Annotated in this window: 14 protein-coding genes; 9 read left to right on the top strand and 5 right to left on the bottom strand. The window is 55.1% G+C overall.

Going from position 1 to position 18,951, the window contains the following annotated elements; genetic code table 11:
- Positions 1–88: 88 nt before the first annotated feature.
- From K1V27_RS16320 to K1V27_RS16340, 5 genes are all read left to right on the top strand, one after another.
- Positions 89–1,033 carry a glycosyltransferase family 2 protein gene (locus tag K1V27_RS16320; protein ID WP_258931112.1) on the top strand — a complete coding sequence of 315 codons (945 nt, stop codon included), beginning with the start codon at positions 89–91 and terminating at the stop codon, positions 1,031–1,033.
- The gene (locus K1V27_RS16325) at positions 1,023–2,483 is read left to right on the top strand and encodes an asparagine synthase-related protein (protein ID WP_258931113.1); all 1,461 of its coding nucleotides are present in this window, start codon (positions 1,023–1,025) and stop codon (positions 2,481–2,483) included. Before K1V27_RS16320 ends, K1V27_RS16325 begins: the two co-directional genes overlap by 11 nt.
- Positions 2,484–2,700: 217 nt before the next feature.
- Entirely contained in the window at positions 2,701–3,447 is a 747-nt protein-coding gene (locus K1V27_RS16330; RefSeq protein WP_258931114.1) for a class I SAM-dependent methyltransferase, read from the top strand.
- Positions 3,448–3,517: 70 nt separating this feature from the next.
- A complete protein-coding gene (locus K1V27_RS16335) occupies positions 3,518–4,549 on the top strand; it encodes a dTDP-glucose 4,6-dehydratase (RefSeq protein ID WP_258931115.1) in 1,032 nt (343 codons plus the stop codon).
- Positions 4,550–4,606: 57 nt separating this feature from the next.
- Positions 4,607–5,752, top strand: coding sequence for a DegT/DnrJ/EryC1/StrS family aminotransferase (locus K1V27_RS16340; protein ID WP_258931116.1), 1,146 nt, complete (start codon positions 4,607–4,609; stop codon positions 5,750–5,752).
- Positions 5,753–5,980: 228 nt separating this feature from the next.
- Here K1V27_RS16340 and ahbD read toward each other — a convergent pair whose 3' ends face one another.
- The 4 genes from ahbD to K1V27_RS16360 all read right to left on the bottom strand — a co-directional run bounded on the left by ahbD (position 5,981) and on the right by K1V27_RS16360 (position 11,198).
- Positions 5,981–7,084 carry a heme b synthase gene (ahbD, locus tag K1V27_RS16345; protein WP_258931117.1) on the bottom strand — a complete coding sequence of 368 codons (1,104 nt, stop codon included), beginning with the start codon at positions 7,082–7,084 and terminating at the stop codon, positions 5,981–5,983.
- Between the two features lie 129 nt (positions 7,085–7,213).
- Entirely contained in the window at positions 7,214–8,188 is a 975-nt protein-coding gene (gene hemB, locus K1V27_RS16350; protein ID WP_258931118.1) for a porphobilinogen synthase, read from the bottom strand.
- 18 nt (positions 8,189–8,206) lie between these two features.
- Positions 8,207–9,406: a 12,18-didecarboxysiroheme deacetylase gene (gene ahbC / locus K1V27_RS16355; protein WP_258931119.1), complete on the bottom strand. Its 1,200-nt coding sequence runs from the start codon at positions 9,404–9,406 to the stop codon at positions 8,207–8,209.
- Between the two features lie 19 nt (positions 9,407–9,425).
- A complete protein-coding gene (locus K1V27_RS16360; protein ID WP_258931120.1) occupies positions 9,426–11,198 on the bottom strand; it encodes an AAA family ATPase in 1,773 nt (590 codons plus the stop codon).
- Positions 11,199–11,422: 224 nt separating this feature from the next.
- On the opposite strand from K1V27_RS16360, the gene leuS reads away from it, so the two are divergent.
- From leuS to holA, 3 genes are all read left to right on the top strand, one after another.
- Entirely contained in the window at positions 11,423–13,912 is a 2,490-nt protein-coding gene (gene leuS, locus K1V27_RS16365; protein WP_258931121.1) for a leucine--tRNA ligase, read from the top strand.
- Between the two features lie 158 nt (positions 13,913–14,070).
- Entirely contained in the window at positions 14,071–14,595 is a 525-nt protein-coding gene (locus tag K1V27_RS16370) for an LptE family protein (protein ID WP_258931122.1), read from the top strand.
- An 8-nt stretch (positions 14,596–14,603) separates the two neighbouring features.
- The gene (gene holA / locus K1V27_RS16375; protein ID WP_258931123.1) at positions 14,604–15,620 is read left to right on the top strand and encodes a DNA polymerase III subunit delta; all 1,017 of its coding nucleotides are present in this window, start codon (positions 14,604–14,606) and stop codon (positions 15,618–15,620) included.
- A gap of 95 nt (positions 15,621–15,715) precedes the next feature.
- Here holA and rpsT read toward each other — a convergent pair whose 3' ends face one another.
- A complete protein-coding gene (gene rpsT / locus K1V27_RS16380) occupies positions 15,716–15,994 on the bottom strand; it encodes a 30S ribosomal protein S20 (protein ID WP_258931124.1) in 279 nt (92 codons plus the stop codon).
- Between the two features lie 316 nt (positions 15,995–16,310).
- Between rpsT and K1V27_RS16385 the strand changes: the two genes are divergently transcribed.
- Entirely contained in the window at positions 16,311–18,938 is a 2,628-nt protein-coding gene (locus K1V27_RS16385; protein ID WP_258931125.1) for a hypothetical protein, read from the top strand.
- Positions 18,939–18,951: the final 13 nt, after the last annotated feature.

Below are 18,951 nucleotides of genomic sequence, written 5' to 3' on the forward strand. Positions count from 1 at the left end.
GTACATGGTGTCACCGGCTCTGCCCGGCAAATTAGGGTGGAGCTGGAATCCGACCATAGCTGCCGATGCTGAGCGGCCTGGGATATGAATGAAATACTCAATTATTATCGCATTGTATAATGAAGAGGAAAATATCGAGCCATTGTTCGCGCGTCTCATTCCCGTCATGCAACAATTGGGAGGTTCGACGGAGTATTGGATTGTGGATGACGGGAGCGAGGACGCCGGCCTGAGGCGCCTCGAGGAACTGCAGAAGCAGGGCACGGCGAATATAAATATCCTTAAACTGTCGCGTAACTTCGGACATCACAATGCCCTGTGCGCCGGTATGGATCATGCCGGCGGCGACATCTGCATCATGCTCGACGGTGACCTCCAGGATAAGCCGGAGGATATCCCCAAACTGATCGATCAGCTGGAAGCGGGATATGATGTGGTTTACGCCGTGCGCAAGTCCCGCAATGAGCCCTTTTTGCGAAGAATGTTGTCAAGCGCCTTCTGGTATGTAGTCAATTACATGACCGGCTTGCATTGCCCGCATAACCAGGCGGTCCTGCGCGCCTTCAGGAAGACGGTGCGCGATGAACTGGTCAGACTCGACGAGGCGCACGCTTTTCTGGCCGGCATGTTTGCCTGGGTGGGGTTCAAACAAACAAGTGTGGCGGTCAGCCAGGGAGTGCGCCAAAGCGGCAAGTCAAAATATCAGATTCACTCACTGATCTCCCAGGTGTTGAATGCCCTGATCGGCTTTTCCGAAAAACCTCTCCGCTTGATTTCATTTCTGGGCGTCTCGTTATCGACTGTTTCATTTTGTATTGGGTTTGTACTGGTCCTGCAGAAAATCGCTCGAGACCAAGATCTTCCAGAGTGGACATCAGTGACCCTGGCCATCTTTTTTTCGACCGGGATCATCCTGCTCTGTCTGGGTATCATGGCGGAATACCTCGGCCGTCTGTATGGGCAGACTCTGCAACGACCGAAATACATCGTTGAAAAGAAAATCCTTTCCGATTCGTCCTGCTATGACCGATAGATTTTTGCTTTTCAGGAGAGAGGATCATCCTTCGGTTTCAGGGGACTGGAGCTATCGGGATGGCTGGTGGTTTCTGCGGGAAGCGGATGTTCACCTGACCTGCGGCAAAAGCCTGCAACTTCGCAAGGGTTTGTTTGTAACCCGCCCATTTTTCTACTCTGGATGTGAGGAATTATTTGTTGCCTCCACATCATGGATTGAAGTTGTGCAAACCCTGCGCCGCTACGGTATCCCTGTAGGTTGCGAAGCGGAGTTCGTGTGGCAGTATTTGGAGTCGCAGTGCCCCCTGACCAACAAAACCTTCTGCCGTAATGTCTATGTGCTGCGTTGCGGCGAACAGGTGAACTATCTTTTCGGGAGAAAGCCGCAGGCAAGCTTAAAGAAATATGTTCCGCCTGCCGTGGAAGCCTCCAGGGAAGAACCCGACTTGCGCAAACTGCTTGTTGTGTCTCTTCGGGAGCTTGCGATGGACAATGCCGGTTTTCACTTGAGTGCGGGCTTGGACTCTTCTATTTTGATCATTCTTGCGCGCCAGTTGCATCCTGAAGCATCCATCAAAGCTTTTTCCTGCAAGACTCTCGGCAGAGGTCCCGGCGATGAGTTGCCCAATGTACATAGACTTGCGCGCGATTATCGTCTGGACCTGACGGTATACGACTTCACGCAGGTCGATTTGCTTCTGGAGGGAAGGCGACTTATCGAAACCCTCCACTATCCCATTGCCCATCCCAGTCATTTGACTCGGTTCTTGCTCGATGATGCTATTTCAGCCGAGCATATGGATTATGTGGTGACCGGCCGCGGGGCAGACGAGTCCTTAGCAGGATATTCGTGGCATCTGCCCGAATATGCCGATCCGAGAAGGCACCGGGAAAGAGTTCTTGTCACCTCGAGAGGGCTCCTGCAGTCGATTTTCAAGCAAGAGTGGCAGAGCGCTTATTTTTCCAAATGGGCACGGCCGGCCCCGCTGAGTTTGACGGAGAGGCTGCAATATGACTGGTGGACACTGTTTGAGTCCTGGAATGTGATAGAGACAAGTCTTGAACGTTCATTTGGTCTTGAGTATGTGAATCCATTCCTGCGAAGGGAGTTTATTGAAACATTGATTGCAATGCCGGCAGCAAGGTTGATTGCGGGGAACACGTCGAAGAGCTATCTGAAGAAATATTTCAAGCACACCTATCCACAGTACATACTGGAATACCCCAAGCGCGGTTTGACCATGGATATCAATGCTTATTTCCAGGGCTATTCGAGCCGTGAGATCATGCACGCCATATTCAACGATTGCGACTTTGCACAGAGGCAACTGCGGCGCAGTGCGGTAGAAAAGCTGGTAGAAGAAACCCTAACGGGTACCGGGGAATATGGCTGGCAGGTCTGGAGCCTCTATCTCGCGTCGCTTGCGAGTATAAAGCTGAGCGCTTTGGGCCATCAGGTGTACAGTTGATTTGTTTGGGAAAGGATTTGCACCTGCCGTGAAATGGAAATTGTCTTTTATTTCGCATTTGTCTGTCCATGTAGATGACAGTCAATTGTACGACTGTGGAAGTCAGTGCCCTTTATGCTTGAGTGAACAGTTAAGGGATACGGTTGCGGTAATTCAGGAGGCTCCGGCCGTCCGGCTTCTGCAATGCGGCAATTGTAAAGCAATATCAGCATCTCACATGCCGGTTCCCGAGTACTTGAACGGATATTATCAAGGGCGATTCGCGGAAATTTACCGACAGTACACACCCGGTAAACAAATTACATTCCATGATGAGGATCGCTTTGCCGGGCATATATTGCGCTACCTCGCCAAACAGTGGATCGATCGGCAAGAGAGTTTACGGATCGTCGATTTTGGCGGTGGCGACGGTTCTCTTGCCGTGGCAGTGGCTTCGCGCCTGCGCCGAAAAGTCGAAATCATGGTAATCGATCATGGGCCGGAATGGGTTCGAGAGGGTCAGGTGCACATCGAGAAGAGAAGATCGGTCGAGTCGCTTGCAAACAACTGCCATATCGTCATAGCCAGTGCAAGCCTCGAGCATGTTCCGTACCCTTACCCGGTCATCAAAAAACTGTACTCACTGCTGCAACCGGGCGGGTACTTTTATGTGCGAACGCCTTTCGTTTCGCCTTTCATGAAGCTGTGGGACATGTTTGATTTTGGCTATCCGGCCCATCTCCACGATCTCGGACCTGCATTTTGGAATTCCTTCGTGCGCATTTTCGCTCCCGATGCAGCGTGCATTGTTTCGCAGCCGTCCATTGTGGAAACATCCTTTACAAAGAAGCCCATTAAAACGATAATTGCTGCCGCGTTAAAGCTGCCGGGACATTTGGAGGCACGCGTGAGAGGCATCGGGCGGGAACCGTTGTGGCAATATGTGGGAGGATGGGAGGCCGTGTTCCGCAGGAAGCCTGTTTGAGAGGGCAGAGGGCGGCAGCGAACCGATGACGGCGCAGGCAGCAAAGGTTGTGTGAGGAAAGGGAAGGATTTTGCGAACTATTCTGGTGACCGGCGGAGCCGGTTTTGTGGGCAGCAATTTTGTGCGATACTGGTACGATCATCATCCCGATGATCTGATCATTGTGCTCGATACGCTCACCTATGCCGGAAGGCTCAGGAATATCCCCCAGCGAATTCACCAGGACCACAAACGATTCGAGTTTTTCATGGGCAGTGTCACGTCCATCGAAATGGTCAACTCGTTGGTGCAGAAGGCTGACATTGTGGTCCATTTCGCTGCGGAAACACACGTCACCCGTTCTATCCTGGAAAGTCGAAAATTTTTCGAAACGGATATTCTCGGCACCCACACCGTTGCCAATGCGGTCCTCAAGTTCATGGATTCCCTGGAGCGCTTCGTGCACATTTCCACCTCGGAAGTTTACGGCTCGGCGCTGAAGGAACCGATGGATGAGGAGCATCCGCTCAATCCCTGCAGCCCGTATGCGTCCGCCAAATGCGGTGCCGATCGCCTGGTTCACTCGTATTTCCTCACCTACGGGATTCCTGCGGTCATACTGCGGCCTTTCAACCAGTATGGACCGCGCCAGCATCTGGAAAAGGTGGTGCCGCGCTTTATCACCTCGGCCATCAACAACGAGCCTCTGACCATCCATGGGGATGGTTCGGCCAGGAGGGACTGGCTCTATGTGGAAGATACCTGCAGGCGTATAGAGGCGGCGATCGAAGCGCCCCTCGACAGGGTTCTCGGGGAAGCCATCAACATTGGGTCGGGAGAAGCCCTCAGTGTGTTAAAGATTGCCCGCATGATCCTTAAAGAGATGGGTAAGCCCGAGGACATGATCGTTCATTTGAGCGACCGGCCGGGGCAGGTGAGCTACCACATATCTTCCACCGATAAGGCGCAACGGTTGCTGGGTATCCTGCCGGGGCGGCCGTTTCGGGAGGGTTTGCAGCAGACCATCGAATGGTATGTGAACCATCGTGACTGGTGGCGCGAGATCGAATGGATGAAGCATGTTAAAATCCTGACCAGGACAGGGCAAAAGGAAATGCATTAGCGCCGTTTATGACGTGAAGGGAGGCGGGCGGGCCTGCCCTCCGGGTGGGAAGCCGCATTGACTGGAGAAGATGAATTGAAGGTTGAATTCTACCGACATGCGCTGGGGGAAGAGGAAAAAAAGAGCGTCGTAGAATGTCTGGGGGGGTTGTTCCTCACCAGCGGAGCGTACGTTTCTGAATTCGAAGGGCGCTTTGCAGACTACTTTGGACCCTCTCGCTGGTGCATTGCGCTCAATTCCTGCACGGCCGCTCTGCATCTGTCTCTTCTGGCGTTGAACATAGGCCGCGGTGATGAAGTCATAACCACCCCCATGACCTTCATCGCTACGGCCACCGCCATTTTGCACACCGGGGCCAGGCCCGTCTTTGTCGATGTCGAGCCCGCTACGGGCCTGATGGACTGCAATCGCGTGGAGAAGGCCGTCACTCCGTCCACCAGGGCCATATTGCCGGTTCATCTGTATGGCAGCATGTGCGACATGCTCCGCTTGCGGGAGATTGCCGACCGCTATGGGCTGAAGATGGTGGAAGACAGTGCCCATTGCATCGAGGGGGCGCGCGACGGTGTTCGTCCCGGCCAGTTATCGGATGCCGCCTGCTTCAGTTTTTACGCGACAAAGAACCTCACCTGCGGGGAAGGGGGCGCCGTCGTCACAGGCAATCAGGAGCTGGCCGATCGGATCAGGCTCCTGAGGCAGCACGGCATGTCCAGAGAGGCGGCAGATCGCTACCATGGAAGCTATCGCCACTGGGACATGCTCGAGTGCGGCTGGAAGTACAATATGGACAACATCCACGCGTCCATCCTGCTCCCGCAACTGCACAAAGTGGATACCCTGTGGGCAGAGCGGCAGCGGCTCTACCGCCTGTACGCGGAGGCCTTGAGCGATGTGCCGGGAGTTCGGCTGCCTGCAATCCCGCAGGGATCAAAGAGCGCGCACCATCTGTTCACCGTCCTGCTGGAAGATGCCGACCGAGACTTGGTGCTGCACGCGCTGTCGCGACAGGAGATCGGGGTGGCGGTCAATTATCGGGCCATTCATCTGCTCACTTATCTGAGGAGCGCATTAAATCATCATCCCGGGGATTTCCCTGCCGCCGAGAAGATCGGAGACGGAACGCTAAGCCTGCCTTTCTGGGTGGGAATGACGCCCGAGCATGTGGCGGCGGTCGTTTCGGCGCTGCGCAAGTCGCTGCCGTGAGTGCCTCGTGCGGCAATGGGAGATTCCTCTCCCCCTTGAGCTGCCGGTTACCTGCGCGTGACCCCGCGGCACTCAGTACCGTGCCCCACAATTAAGCGGCCGAATTCCGTAGGTTGGGTAGACTCACCCGCTGCGCGTGACGCAACCCCACATGGGCTGGGCGGGCTCATGGAGCCGTTGGGTTTCGGACAAGAGCCTGGCCTGCTGCTGCCCGTGCTCCGAGTGATCTCATTTTGTGTCACTCGCTGAGCTTCCCGGCTGAAACAGGCACAAAGGCTCGGGGGCCAGATAATTGCCGGTGGCTTCATAGGCGCGCGCCCGGCAGCCCCCGCATACCGTTATGTACCGGCAGCGGCCGCATTTGCCCTGGTACTTTTTGAAATCGCGCAAGTCTTTGAAGATGGCAGATTCTTCCCAAATTTCCTGAAACGGCTGTTGCCTTATGTTGCCGCAGTCGAGCTCCAGGTAACCACACGGTTGCACGCGGCCCACATGCGACACGAAAGCAAAGCCCACTCCGCCCAGACAGCCGCGCGTTACCGCGTCCAGCCCAAAGGTCTGGAAATTGACTTTTTTCCCCTCGGCTTTGGCCCGCTGCCGCAGGATGCGATAATAGTGCGGCGCGCAGGTTGCCTTGAGCTGCAAAGGAACCCGCTCCTTTTGCTCATAGAACCAGTGCAGGGCCTGCTCATATTGTTCGGCGCTGATGGACTGCTCGGCTATATCCCGTCCTCTACCCATGGGGACCAGCAAAAAAATGTGATGCGCTACGGCCCCCAGGGAAATCGCCAATTGCTGGATAGCTTTAAGCTCATGCAGGTTCTGGTGGGTAATGGTGGTGTTGATTTGGAAATCCAGGCCGGCCTGGCGTGCCTGGGAAATGCCTCGCAAAGCCGCTTCGAAGGCGCCTTTGACCTGGCGGAATGCATCGTGCGAGGCGGCGTTGGCCCCGTCGATGCTGATGCTGATGCGCTGGATACCGGAATCCAGCATTTGTCTGACGATACCCGGGGTCAGCAACGTCCCGTTGACCGCCATGGTCATGCGAAACCCCTTGAGGTTTCCGTAGGCGGCTATTTCGAAAATATCGGGGCGCAGCAACGGCTCTCCCCCCGTCAAGATGATGATAGGGCTGGCGAAAGTGGCCACGTCGTCCAGGAAGCGCAAACCTTCAGCCGTGGTGAGCTCATTGTCATAAGGACGATCCTGCGCCGCGGCACGGCAGTGCACGCAGGCGAGGTTACAGCTCCTGGTCACCTCCCAGGCGATGAGGCGCAAGTTGCCCGGGCGGGTCTCAGCGCCGCCCGGGTGTGGTGCTGGATGGGAATTCACGTGGGGTATTTTCCTCTGTTGCTGCGCACTCTAAGAGCGCATGGAGCAGTTTGAATTGAGCCACGCGGTACGCGTGACTCTACCCAACAATTCTACAAAATTTGGTCACTTAAGTTCTGTACAGCTGGGCTAAGATTGCAGCAGCCTGGCAGCGTCCTTGGCGAAATACGTCAGGATCAGGTCGGCTCCAGCCCGGCGAATGGCAATCAACGTCTCCATCATGACCCGTTTTTCATCCAGCCATCCCTGAGCCGCCGCCGCTTTGATCATGGCGTACTCGCCGCTCACGTTATAAGCGGCAACCGGCCAGTCATATTGCTCCTTTACCCGCCGGATGATATCCAGATATGCCAGTGCCGGTTTCACCATTACGATGTCGGCACCCTCGTCAATATCCAGGCCTACTTCGCGCAGAGCTTCCGAGGCATTGGCCATGTCCATCTGGTAGGAGCGACGATCGCCGAATTGGGGTGCAGAATCCGCCGCCTCCCGAAACGGGCCGTAAAAGGCCGAACAATACTTGGCGGCGTAAGCGAGGATGCCGATATGTTCGAAACCGCTTTCATCCAGAGACTGGCGAATCGCGCCCACTCTTCCGTCCATCATGTCCGAGGGGGCCACCATGTCCGCCCCGGCACGCGCGTGGGACAGGGCCACCTTGGCCAGAATGTCCAAGGTGGCGTCGTTGTCGACCTGTTGTTCCTTGAGTATGCCGCAGTGGCCGTGGCTGGTGTATTCACACAGGCAAACGTCGGTGATCACCACCAGTTCCGGGTACTTGTCTTTTATGGTGCGAATCGCTTCCTGCACAATGCCGTTTTGCGAATAGGCCTCGCTTCCGCGTTCATCCTTTTCCTGCGGCAGCCCGAATAGAATCACGGCCGGAATGTTCAAGGCCACCACTTCTTTCATTTCTTCCATGAGCAGGTCGATGGAAAACTGGAAGACCTGGGGCATGGACTTGATGGGGTTTTTGACCTCTTCCCCAGGCATGACAAACAGAGGATAGATGAGCTGGCTGATGTCGAGAGTGGTTTCGCGAATCATGCGCCGCAGATTCTCCGTCCGTCGCAACCTCCGTGGCCGATAAACCGGATAGTGCATCTGGTGTTGCCTCCTCTGCTAAAGCTTTTCCGTCGTCTGTCGGCAAATTTCTTCATCCGTCAGGTAGCAGGCGGGGTCCGGGGCCCAAAGATTCCCCGTAGCCGCTTCCGCGCGCACCCGAAAATTGCCGGCACAGATGTCCAGCCAGCTGCAGCCGGCACATCTTCCCTTCACATAGCGTTTCTTATCCTTGAGCTGCTTCATCAGGGGGTTGGACAGGTCCGTCCAAATCCGGCTGAACGGCCGCTGCCGAACGTTACCGAAGGAATAGTGGCGCCAGAACTGGTCGGCATGCACTTCTCCATCCCAGCTGATGCACCCGATACCGCGCCCGGAACTGTTGCCCTCGTTCATTTTGAGAAGTTGCAGCACGTCCGCCGCCCGCGGCGAACCTTCGCGCAGCAGGCGCAGGTACACATAGGGACCGTCGGCATGGTTATCAACGGTGAGCACTTCCTTGGCTTTTCCGCGACCATTCAGATCATGCGTTCTGTTTATGATGAGATCAACTGCAGCGCGGGTGCCTTCATGGGTGAGGTCCTCCTGCATGAGCTTGCTCCCCCTCCCGGCATAAACCAGGTGATAGAAGCATACCCGCGGGATGTCCTGTGCTTCCAGCAAGTCGAAGATGGCCGGTATTTCTCCAGCGTTGAGGCGGTTGATGGTGAAGCGCAGGCCCACTTTGATGCCCGCTGCGCGGCATGCCTGGATGCCTTCCAGCGCTTTGCCGAAGGCTCCCTTGACTCCCCTGAAGCGGTCGTTCACCTCCTCCATTCCATCCAGGCTGATTCCCACATAGGAAAGCCCGATGGCTTTGAGCTGCCGCGCGATGGCAGGTGTGATCAACGTCCCGTTAGTGGAAATGACCGCGCGCATCCCCTTGCTGACGGCATACCCGGCGAGCTCCATGAGGTCCGGTCGCATGAGGGGTTCACCGCCGGAAAACAGCACTACGGGCGAGCCGAAATCGGCCAGATCGTCTAATACCTTCAATCCCTCCCGGGTAGACAGTTCGTCGGGAAACGCCTGGTTGCGGGCATGCGCATAGCAATGCATGCACTTGAGGTTGCAGCGCCTGGTGATGTTCCAAACCACCACGGGCTTTTTGTCGGCCGAGAATTGCAGCAAATGTGAAGGCAGGCAACCGCTCCGCCGTCCGTAACGCAATGCGTCGGACGGCTCCACGGTGCCGCAATAAAGTTTTGAGATGCCTATCATCTTGGGGCTTCTTCCTTGGTCAGTCTGATGGGTTGGTTTCCGGGGGATTGTCCGGCTTGTAGTGATAGCTCTCTCTGATCAGCTCTTCCAGATAGATGTCCGGCTGGGCAACGGATTTTCTCGGAAGGGTGAACTCAATTTGTCCGCTGCGATCGGCAATCAGCTTAAACCCGTAGTCGTAATCGCGCGAGACTTTCTTGCACACCGCCGAGGCGGTTATGTCGTTGTGCAACGACCTGGCAATGATTTCGTTGGTTGCGTCCTCATCGAAATGAATCTTAAAGCCGTGCCGATCATAAAATCCGGCTTCAAACAACCTGATTTGATTGTGCAGCGCCAAAATATCGTTGCACAGATCATCAATGGGAATTGCGCAATTCATGTGGCGATTGATCATGAGCTCCAGGCGTTCCCGGTTGAAAACCAAAGGATAGTTGTCGATCAAATATTTCTTGTCCCTCATGATCTCGGTATGAATCAGATTTCTTTCCGCCCGGACTATGCTCTCATAAGCGGCCTGCCGTTGGGGATCGTTGGGATTCGCCAGAATGCGGGCAAGCTCGTCTTGGGGCGCCCTGACCAGGTCGCTGGTCACCACGAGAAAGAGGACGCTGGTCGAGGGGAGGGTTTTCTCGAACGGCAGCAACACCTTCTCAATCACACTGACCAGCCCGCGCGCTCCGGTTTTTTCCTCGTACGCCATTTGAGCCAGCAGGTAGAGCGCTTCATCCTCAAATTTGATATCGATTCCGTAGCTGCGAAAGTCTTCCTTCTTGCCGAGGATGATCGGGTTGTTCGGGTTTTTCAGGATTTGGTACAAATCCTCCACTTGCAGCACCTGGAGTGTAGCAATTACCGGCAGCCGGCCAATGAACTCGCTCTCAAAACCGTACGCTATCAGGTCTTCGGCTTTGCACTCCTGCAGGTATTGCGGGTCGATCTCTTTGCTGTAGACTTTGGCGCCGAATCCGATGTTTTGCTTCTGGATGCGGTTCTTTATGATGGCGCCCAATTCGTTGAAGGCACCGCTCATGATGAACAGAATGTTCCTGGTATTGACCACTCGTTTTTCTTTTTTGCCGGTCTTTCTGAAGTGTTCGATGGCCTGCAGCTGGGATATGGGATCGTGGGCAACTTTGAGGTCCACGTCGGTTTCTTCCATGGGTTTGAGTAAAGCCCTCTGAACGCCGGTGCGGGAAACGTCCGGTCCGATGAAGTGGGTCGACGAGGCAATTTTGTCGATTTCGTCAATGTAGATGATGCCATGTTCGGCGAGCTCGATATCGTCATCGGCCTGAACCACCAGTTCGCGCACCAAATCTTCTACGTCGCCCCCCACATAGCCTGTTTCACTGAATTTGGTGGCGTCGCCCTTGACAAACGGTACCCCCAGCTTCTGCGCGATCAATTTGATCAGGTAGGTTTTGCCGACTCCCGTCGGCCCGATCAGGACGATGTTATTCTTGATGCGCCCCACCATATTTTGGCCGCCGCCTCGCTTGTTCCGGTTTTGATAGCGGATGCGGTTGTAGTGCGTGCATATCTTTGTGGCCAGAATGGCCTTGGCTTCATCCTGTTTGATCACATAATCGTGCAGATAGGCTTCGAGCTCGGTCGGCTTCAGGTCAAACTTTATCTGCTCGACGCCGGCCTTGCCCTTTGGCGGTTTGTCGTCGGACGTCATCATGGGCGACATGACCCTGATGTGGGTGCCATACTTTTTCGACAGGTAATCACTGAGCTCCTTCTCCAATTCTTTTTGATCGGGAATTCTGTGAGATTTGTCCGACATCTACGATTTCCTTGCTGGCGTACGTCATTCAAATAATTGTTTCCAAGTCTTAAGCGTTCTGCTAACTATAAACGCTTTATTTGGCCTTTTCAACCAGCGCGGGTGGGGGCGGCAATACTCATTGCATACTGTGCAAGAAAATGATTTTGGCTTGCAAGCAGGCTGGGTTGAGGTACGAAACCCAGCAAAATGGACGATGGATGCCCAGATTAAGAAGGTGATTCATGGACGCGAAGTATTTCCCTAAAAATATTGAGAAAAAATGGCAGGATCATTGGCATCGGGAACGCCTTTTTGAAACCAGGGCGGATCCTGCCCTCAAGAAGTTTTATCTGCTGGAGATGTTCCCCTATCCGTCCGGCCGCATTCATATGGGTCATGTTCGAAACTACACCATCGGCGATGTGGTCGCCAGGTTCCTGCGTATGCAGGGGTACAACGTGCTCCACCCGATGGGCTGGGACGCCTTCGGGATGCCCGCCGAAAATGCCGCCATCAAAGCGAAAACACACCCGGCCAAATGGACCTACGACAACATCGATTATATGCGCGGGCAGCTGCAAAAACTCGGCTTTTCCTACGACTGGTCGAGGGAATTTGCCACCTGCGATGTCTCCTACTACCGCTGGGAACAACTGTTTTTTCTCAAAATGTACGAGCGGGGCCTCGCCTATAAGGGCTCCGCCTATGTCAACTGGTGCGGCACCTGTCAGACGGTGCTGGCGAACGAGCAGGTGGAAGGCGGGGCATGCTGGCGCTGCGATCAGCCGGTGGTGCAAAAGGAGATGGAGCAGTGGTTTTTCAAGATAACGGCCTATGTTGAAGAACTGCTGGATTACACTTTCAAGCTGCCCGGCTGGCCGGAACGGGTGCTCGCCATGCAGCAGAACTGGATCGGCAAGAGCCTGGGCAGTGAAATTATCTTTCCGATGGAGTCCGGGGGCGCAGGCATAAAGGTCTTCACCACCAGAGCCGATACGCTGTTTGGGGCGACTTTTATGAGTTTGGCCCCGGAGCACCCGCTGGTGGCGGAGATCTGCCGGACCGCGGTGCAGCGGGATGCCATTGAAGCTTTCGTGGAGCGTGCAAAACAGGCGCAGCGCAGCGATCGCACGGCGGATTTGCTGGAAAAGGAAGGGGTCTTCACCGGGAGTTACTGCATCAATCCCATGACACAGGAAAAGATGCCGATCTATGTGGCAAACTTCGTCGTCATGGAATACGGGACGGGTGCCGTGATGGCCGTGCCGGCACACGACCAGAGAGACTTCGAGTTTGCCCGCAAGTACGGTCTGCCCATCAAGGTGGTCATCAAACCGGAAGATTTGACCGGTATTCCGCCGGCGGAGAGCTTGACCGAAGCATACGAGGAAGACGGGGTGCTGGTGGATTCGGGCACGTTCAGCGGTATGACTTCGGCCCGGGCGCGTGAAGCAATCACCGCAGCGCTCGCAGGCAGGGAGCAGGGACGTCAAACGGTGCAATATCGGCTGCGCGATTGGGGCATTTCCCGACAGCGCTACTGGGGTGCACCGATTCCCATCATCTACTGCGACCAGTGCGGAACCGTGCCGGTTCCCGAAGCGGACTTGCCCGTAGTGCTGCCGACGGATGTCGCAATGCTGCCAAACGGTGCTTCCCCGCTGCCCGTCTGCGAAGCCTTCAACAGGACCGTTTGCCCCCAATGCGCAGGCCCGGCTCGACGCGAAACCGACACCATGGATACCTTTGTTGAATCGTCCTGGTATTTTGCCCGATTTGCCTGTGCCGACTACACGGCCGGTCCTCTCGATAAAGAGCGGGTCGATTACTGGCTGCCCGTCGATCAGTATATCGGCGGCATTGAGCACGCAGTTCTGCACCTGCTCTATTCCAGGTTCTTCGTGAAGGTGCTGCGCGATATGGGCTATGTGGACATGGACGAGCCGTTCCTGAATCTCCTGACCCAGGGGATGGTGATCAAAGACGGCGCTAAGATGAGCAAATCCAAAGGCAATGTGGTCGATCCGGATGAGATGATCGAGGCCTACGGTGCGGATACAGTGCGTCTCTTCTGCCTGTTCGCGTCGCCCCCCGAGCGCGATCTGGACTGGAGCGAGCAGGGGGTTGAAGGGTCCTTCAGATTTCTTGCGCGAGTGTGGCGCATGGTGGCCGAAAACCTGGATCACCTCAGAGCGGCGCCGGCTTATGCGGGCAACGGGGATCTGCCGGCCGACCTGCTGGAGCTCCATCGCAAGACGCACCAAACCATCAAGAAGGTGACCGAAGACATCCGTGATCGGTTTCATTTCAATACCGCCATCGCTGCCGTCATGGAATTGGTCAACCAAATCTATCAGACCCTTGAAAACAACGGGAAGTCGGGGGAGTCCCGGCGGGTTCTAAGGAAAGCCGTTGAGACCGTCATACTGTGCATTTCGCCCATGGTGCCGCATATCGCCGAAGAATTATGGCGCTGCCTGGGTCATCAAGAGAGTGTCATGAAGATGCCCTGGCCGGCATGGAGTGAACAGGCCCTGAAAACTGAAGAAACTCTCATCGTGGTGCAGGTGAACGGCAAGCTGAGGAGTCGCATAACCGTTCCCTCCGGTGCGACGGAGGAAGCATTGCGGCGTGCTGCCGTTGACGACGGCAAGATTCAGGACTTCATTGGGGGCAAAAAGGTCAAGAAAGTCGTGGTGGTCCCCAACAAACTGGTGAATATTGTGGTCTAAGCGGGTGGCATGATCGCGCCTCAAGACGCAGCAGGGCACTGCCCGGCCTGCCCCGATTCCCCGGCAACTGAAAGAAAAACCCGGCGAAGATTAAAACGAAGGAAGGCGCCGCACCGGCCTATGGAATTTTCTAGGGAAGCAGCCAGGAGCAAACGAATATGCCAATTTTAATGAGTTTGAAAGCCTTGGTATTTTGCCTGCTGCTGCTCCTCGGGGGATGCGGATACCGCTTTTCCGGGGAGGGCCCCGGTCCGCAGCCGGGCTTGCAGCGCATCGCCATTCCCGTTTTCGAAAACAACACATCGGAAGCCGGGTTGGAGGCCCTTTTTGCGTCGGCGCTGCGGAGAGAATTCATCCTGCGCAGCCAACTCCAGGTGGTTCCCGTAGAACAGGCCGAGGCCATACTGAAAGGGCGCATCACCAATATTTATACCTCCAGGGTGGCGCAGCGGGAGGTCGAAGAAACCATTCAAACGCGTCTCTTCCTGACGGTGGATATTCGCTGCGAAGATGCGCAGACCGGCAGGGTCATCTGGCAATACCCCGGTTACACCTATTACCGGACCTATTCGGAAGCTTCCAACGATCCGGTCGTGTTGTACGAAAACCGGAGGCGGGCCGAAGAGTTCCTTGCCCGGGAGATGTCCATTCGGATCCATGATCGCTTTTTGGCCAATTTCTGATCACCGGCATGAAACCCTTTGAATTTCAAAAACATCTGGCCAAGGGCCCTTTGGCTCCCGTGTACCTGTTCAAGGGAGATGCGGACCTGCTCATGGAAGAGGCGTGGGCCGGGCTGGTCGAGCGGGTCATTCCAGCCAATGCGCGACGCTTCAATGGAGAGAAGCTGGCGGCCAAAGATTGCCCGGCCGTCGAGGTGGTGAACCGGTTGAGGGCGCTCCCCATGTTCGGCAGCAAACGGCTCATCATGGTTCGGGGGGCGCATGCCTGGCAGAAGGATCAGCAAAAACCGCTTCTCGCTTACCTGGAGGAGCCTTACCCGAGCGCCTGCCTGGTGCTCACCGTGTCGAGCAGGAAAGGCACAGAAAAACTGGAAGCGGCGGCAGCGTCCGTCGGTGTGGTGGTGGACTTTGTCGGGCCCACTGAATGGAACGTCGCCCAGTGGCTGCAGGAAAGAGCGCGCAGTAAGAACAAAAAACTGACCCCCCAGGCGGCCTCCGTTTTGTTTGACCAGACGGGGCTCGATTTGTACCGGCTCGAGCAGGAACTGGAAAAGCTGACCGTCTACGTCGGTGAGCGGGGGACCATCGATGTGGCTGATGTGCAGGAACTGGCGAGTGCGCAGCGCGGTTTCACCATCTTTGAGCTGCTGCGCCTCATCAGCCGGCGTGATACCAGTCAGGCGGTGAAGGCCATGCGACGACTGCTTCTCTCGGGAGAACAGCCGCTGGTGATTCTTGCCCTCATGGCCAGACAGGTGAGGCTCTTGTGGCAAAGCAGGGATGCCGTGGAGCGCGGGATGACTCCGGCCGATTTAAGCCGCCGGCTGCGCCTTCCGCAATCGGTGGTAAAAAATTACGTCAAAGAGTCTGCTTCTTTTTCGCAGCAGGAGCTTAGCCGGATTCACAAAGCCATTCGCCAAGTGGATATTGGCCTGAAGGGGATGGGGACCAAACCCGAATGGTTTATGGAGCATCTGGTTCTGAGGCTGTCCGAGGGGCTGGGCGGACTGACGTCGTCGTTTTAAGGTAAGCCCCGGGCAGCGTCACGCGCGGCGCGTGACGCTGCCCCAACCTGCGGAAACAGCCCGCAACCCTTTGCCGTGCCGATCATGTCAATATTCTATGAACCCTCGGCCTGCAACAGGGCGTTCACCCTCTGCGTCAAGCGGGAAATTTTGCGGGCCGCCTTGTTCTTGTGAATGACCCCTTTTTGAGCGGTCCTGTCGATAACGGATATGGCTTCCTTCAGTGACTGCTGGACGACATCACGAGCATTGGAAGCGAGCGCATCTTCCAGGTTGTTGATGACGTTTTTCATGCGCGTCTTGCGCGCCCGGTTGCGAACCCGGCGTTTCTCGTTTTGCTTTGCCCTCTTGATGGCCGATGGATGATTTGCCAAAGTAAAAACCTCCTATATTCAAAAAGTTCTTATGTGGACACCATGCAAAAATCCAGAAGCATTAAAACATTACATATAGCTTCCTGCGTCAGCGAGGTCAACAAATATTCGCACCGACTACCCCGACCTCTACCTTGACAACCATTGCACATTTTCATATTTTAGCGCACCAAAATGCAGATTGGGCTTGTAAAGTAGAGATTATTGCACACCACGCTTGTGAATTCCTCTGAATTGCTTTTGGTACAGAAGCGATGTCCCATAGCGCTGAAAGAAGCTTTCTCATGAATCGCCTCAAACAGAAGAGTCATGATTCATGTTTTGTATAGAACTTTTCTTTCTGTACTCGACAATCTATCTGGCTCTCTTCGTAACCGGTTATGGTCTTAGTTCACTATTGTGCAGGCGAGGAAACGGCACATACGGGTTGATTTTGGCACCGGTGATTGGCTCGATTATGTTGTCGATCTTGCCCATTTATTTCAGTCTATTGGGAATCAAGACACAGTTTGCTTCCTGGCTTGTGTTGCTGGCAACTGTAATTCTATCCTTGCTGGAGCTGAGCAAAAAATGGGGGGCCCTCAATAAATTCCAATGGGAGCATGCGGTCTTAGCCGTGTGTGTGGTGATCCCGGTCATTCCTGCGGCGGTGATTCTTTTGCGTGCAGGCAGCTTGACCTCGATTCTGGACAGCTATTCCCTTTTCGTTACCGCTCCGGCGGAATATCTCGTCCATCACCCTTTCACGCAGGATGTCCGGGTCGATTACAGCAAACCCATAACCAACCTGCTGAGCGAGGTTATCGGAAAAGGGGAATATTTCGGATTTTTTTTCCTGATCGCCTCATTCGCCTCTTACACGGGCATACCGCCCTACAAGCTCTACCTGCTCTTGTCGTCCGTAGTCGGCTCCTTGCTGCCCATAAGTGTGTTCGTTGCCTGCCGGGCGGGATTTAATGCGACCCGGGGTCAAGCTCTTGCGGTGGCTTTTTTGAGCGCCCTGAATTATGGGTACTTTGCCTGGCCTGTTATGGGGCAAATGCCCATTTCGATGGGGATCATCTACCTGATCTTGATCATCGGCTTCATTCCCCGAATGTGCGATTGCGACAACAAGCGAGAATTAATCTTCTATTCGCTGATCATCGCTGGGTTGTGTTCCGTCTACTGGATCCTGCTGCCTTACGCCGTCGGCCTCTATTGCATCTACGGTTTGCTTTCGTGGAAACCCCGGTCCCCTCTCCGACCGCTGCTAAATGGTGTCAAACTGAGCCTGGGAGCCATGCTCATTAATCCATTCATGGTGGTCTTTGTCGCTTTGCATGGATTCGAGATACTCACCGTAACATCCCAATATACGGATAACATCCCCCGGTACCCGCATCTTGGGGAAATTTTGGGCTTGAGGCAGCATTTCAGCCGAATCGAGTGTGGAACTGCGGACCACTATCTGCTGATTTACGCTGCGGCGGCAGCCTTGATTTTGATAGCGGCAGGGGCCTGGCAGCGAATCAGGTCGAAAGATCGGCTTGTCTCAGCCTGCCTCGTTTTGTTCCTGGCTGGTTGGAGCTTTTTCTATGCGGTGGATTTCACTTATCACTTCTACAAGCATTCGATCATTAGCCTATTTGCACTTCTTGTGCTCCTGGTGTACGGTATCGACTATGTAATGAAGCTGATTCGCCCCGTCTTCGGCAAGCTCATTATGGGATTGTCCTGCGCCATCATCGTCATGTTGTCTAGCATGACGTTTGCTCGCTTCACCGCTACCCGCTACCCGCTGCTGGGAGACTCCCTCATGGCATTGCAGCATGTTTCCAGGACCGTCCCGCGCACTGCTCCCGTCCTGATCAATTCTCACTGGCCGACTGAAGAAGCATGGCTGTCTTTCTTTTTGCAGGAGCACAGCTTGAAGCTGAATGGATCCCTGGAGCCGTGGGGCTTTTGGATACTGGCCCCGTTTTCCGGCAGGCCCAATGCCCGCTTTTTCTTCGACCCGTTGCAGGATGAGATCGATTACACTCTGACCCCGACATCTGTTGTCAGACGTGACATTGTAGACCCGGAGTACCAGCATATCGTCTATCAGAACGAGGGCTATATTCTGTCAAAAGGTTTGCCGGTTCCCTATCTGCTTCGGGGTTGGGGCGGGCTTGAGGGGGCCGATGAACGCCGGTTTCGGCGCATGGGAAGAGAAAGTTCAGTCGTTTTCGGCGGCTCGGAGCGCACTTCTTTGCTGCGGATAGAGGGCTGGATCCCCGGCATTGTGGATGATCCCGTGCGGCTTTCTGTTGCCTGGAACGGGAGCACAATCGAGGACTTCGCTCCCACGCATTCGGAGTTCTCCAGACTTTATCTGTTGCCCGCGGCCAAATTGACAGAACAGCGCAACCTGCTGCACCTCTATTCCGAGGGGCTTTTTTCCAAAGCACGCTATCAGGCTCTCGATATGAGGCCCGGCTTGAGAATTAAGTCCATAGACCTGTGGCCGGTGGACGATGCGTCTTGGAACGTGGTGGACATAGGAGCCGCTGGAGATGAAAAATTCTTGTCGCGCGGCTGGCATCAAACGGAGGCCTGGGGAGACGGGACCACCGTCAGGTGGGTAGAGGGCACGAGCGCCTCTTTGGAAATTCTGGCAAACCGCGTGAGGGGGGTGCAGATGGAACTCAGACTGATCCCCTTCCACTATCCGGGGGGACCGGTTCAAGAAATGACCGTTTCTGTGAATGGAAGTTGCATTGCCATGCGGAAACTGGAGGATCATGACTTTGCGCCCCTTACCGTCACAGTCCCTGGCGGAGTATTGAAATATGGTTTGAATTCCGTGAAGTTGGACTTTTCATTCAGTGCGGTGCCCCTTGAAGTGGTGCCTGGCAGCGAAGATGGGCGTAGCCTGTCTGCAGCCCTTGATTACGTCCAATTGAAAGGGCTTGCCGAATGAGTTGAGGGATGAG

The sequence above is a fragment of the Desulfoferrobacter suflitae genome, from assembly GCF_022603395.1.
Taxonomy (GTDB): domain Bacteria; phylum Desulfobacterota; class Syntrophobacteria; order Syntrophobacterales; family Syntrophobacteraceae; genus Desulfoferrobacter; species Desulfoferrobacter suflitae.

Coding starts and splice junctions, on each gene's coding strand:
- ahbC (WP_258931119.1), bottom strand. CDS start 9,406: ATGATAGGCATCTCAAAACTTTATTGCGGCACCGTGGAGCCGTCCGAC.
- holA (WP_258931123.1), top strand. CDS start 14,604: ATGAAACCCTTTGAATTTCAAAAACATCTGGCCAAGGGCCCTTTGGCT.
- hemB (WP_258931118.1), bottom strand. CDS start 8,188: ATGCACTATCCGGTTTATCGGCCACGGAGGTTGCGACGGACGGAGAAT.
- K1V27_RS16325 (WP_258931113.1), top strand. CDS start 1,023: ATGACCGATAGATTTTTGCTTTTCAGGAGAGAGGATCATCCTTCGGTT.
- K1V27_RS16370 (WP_258931122.1), top strand. CDS start 14,071: ATGCCAATTTTAATGAGTTTGAAAGCCTTGGTATTTTGCCTGCTGCTG.
- K1V27_RS16385 (WP_258931125.1), top strand. CDS start 16,311: ATGTTTTGTATAGAACTTTTCTTTCTGTACTCGACAATCTATCTGGCT.
- K1V27_RS16320 (WP_258931112.1), top strand. CDS start 89: ATGAAATACTCAATTATTATCGCATTGTATAATGAAGAGGAAAATATC.
- K1V27_RS16360 (WP_258931120.1), bottom strand. CDS start 11,198: ATGTCGGACAAATCTCACAGAATTCCCGATCAAAAAGAATTGGAGAAG.
- leuS (WP_258931121.1), top strand. CDS start 11,423: ATGGACGCGAAGTATTTCCCTAAAAATATTGAGAAAAAATGGCAGGAT.
- K1V27_RS16330 (WP_258931114.1), top strand. CDS start 2,701: ATGCCGGTTCCCGAGTACTTGAACGGATATTATCAAGGGCGATTCGCG.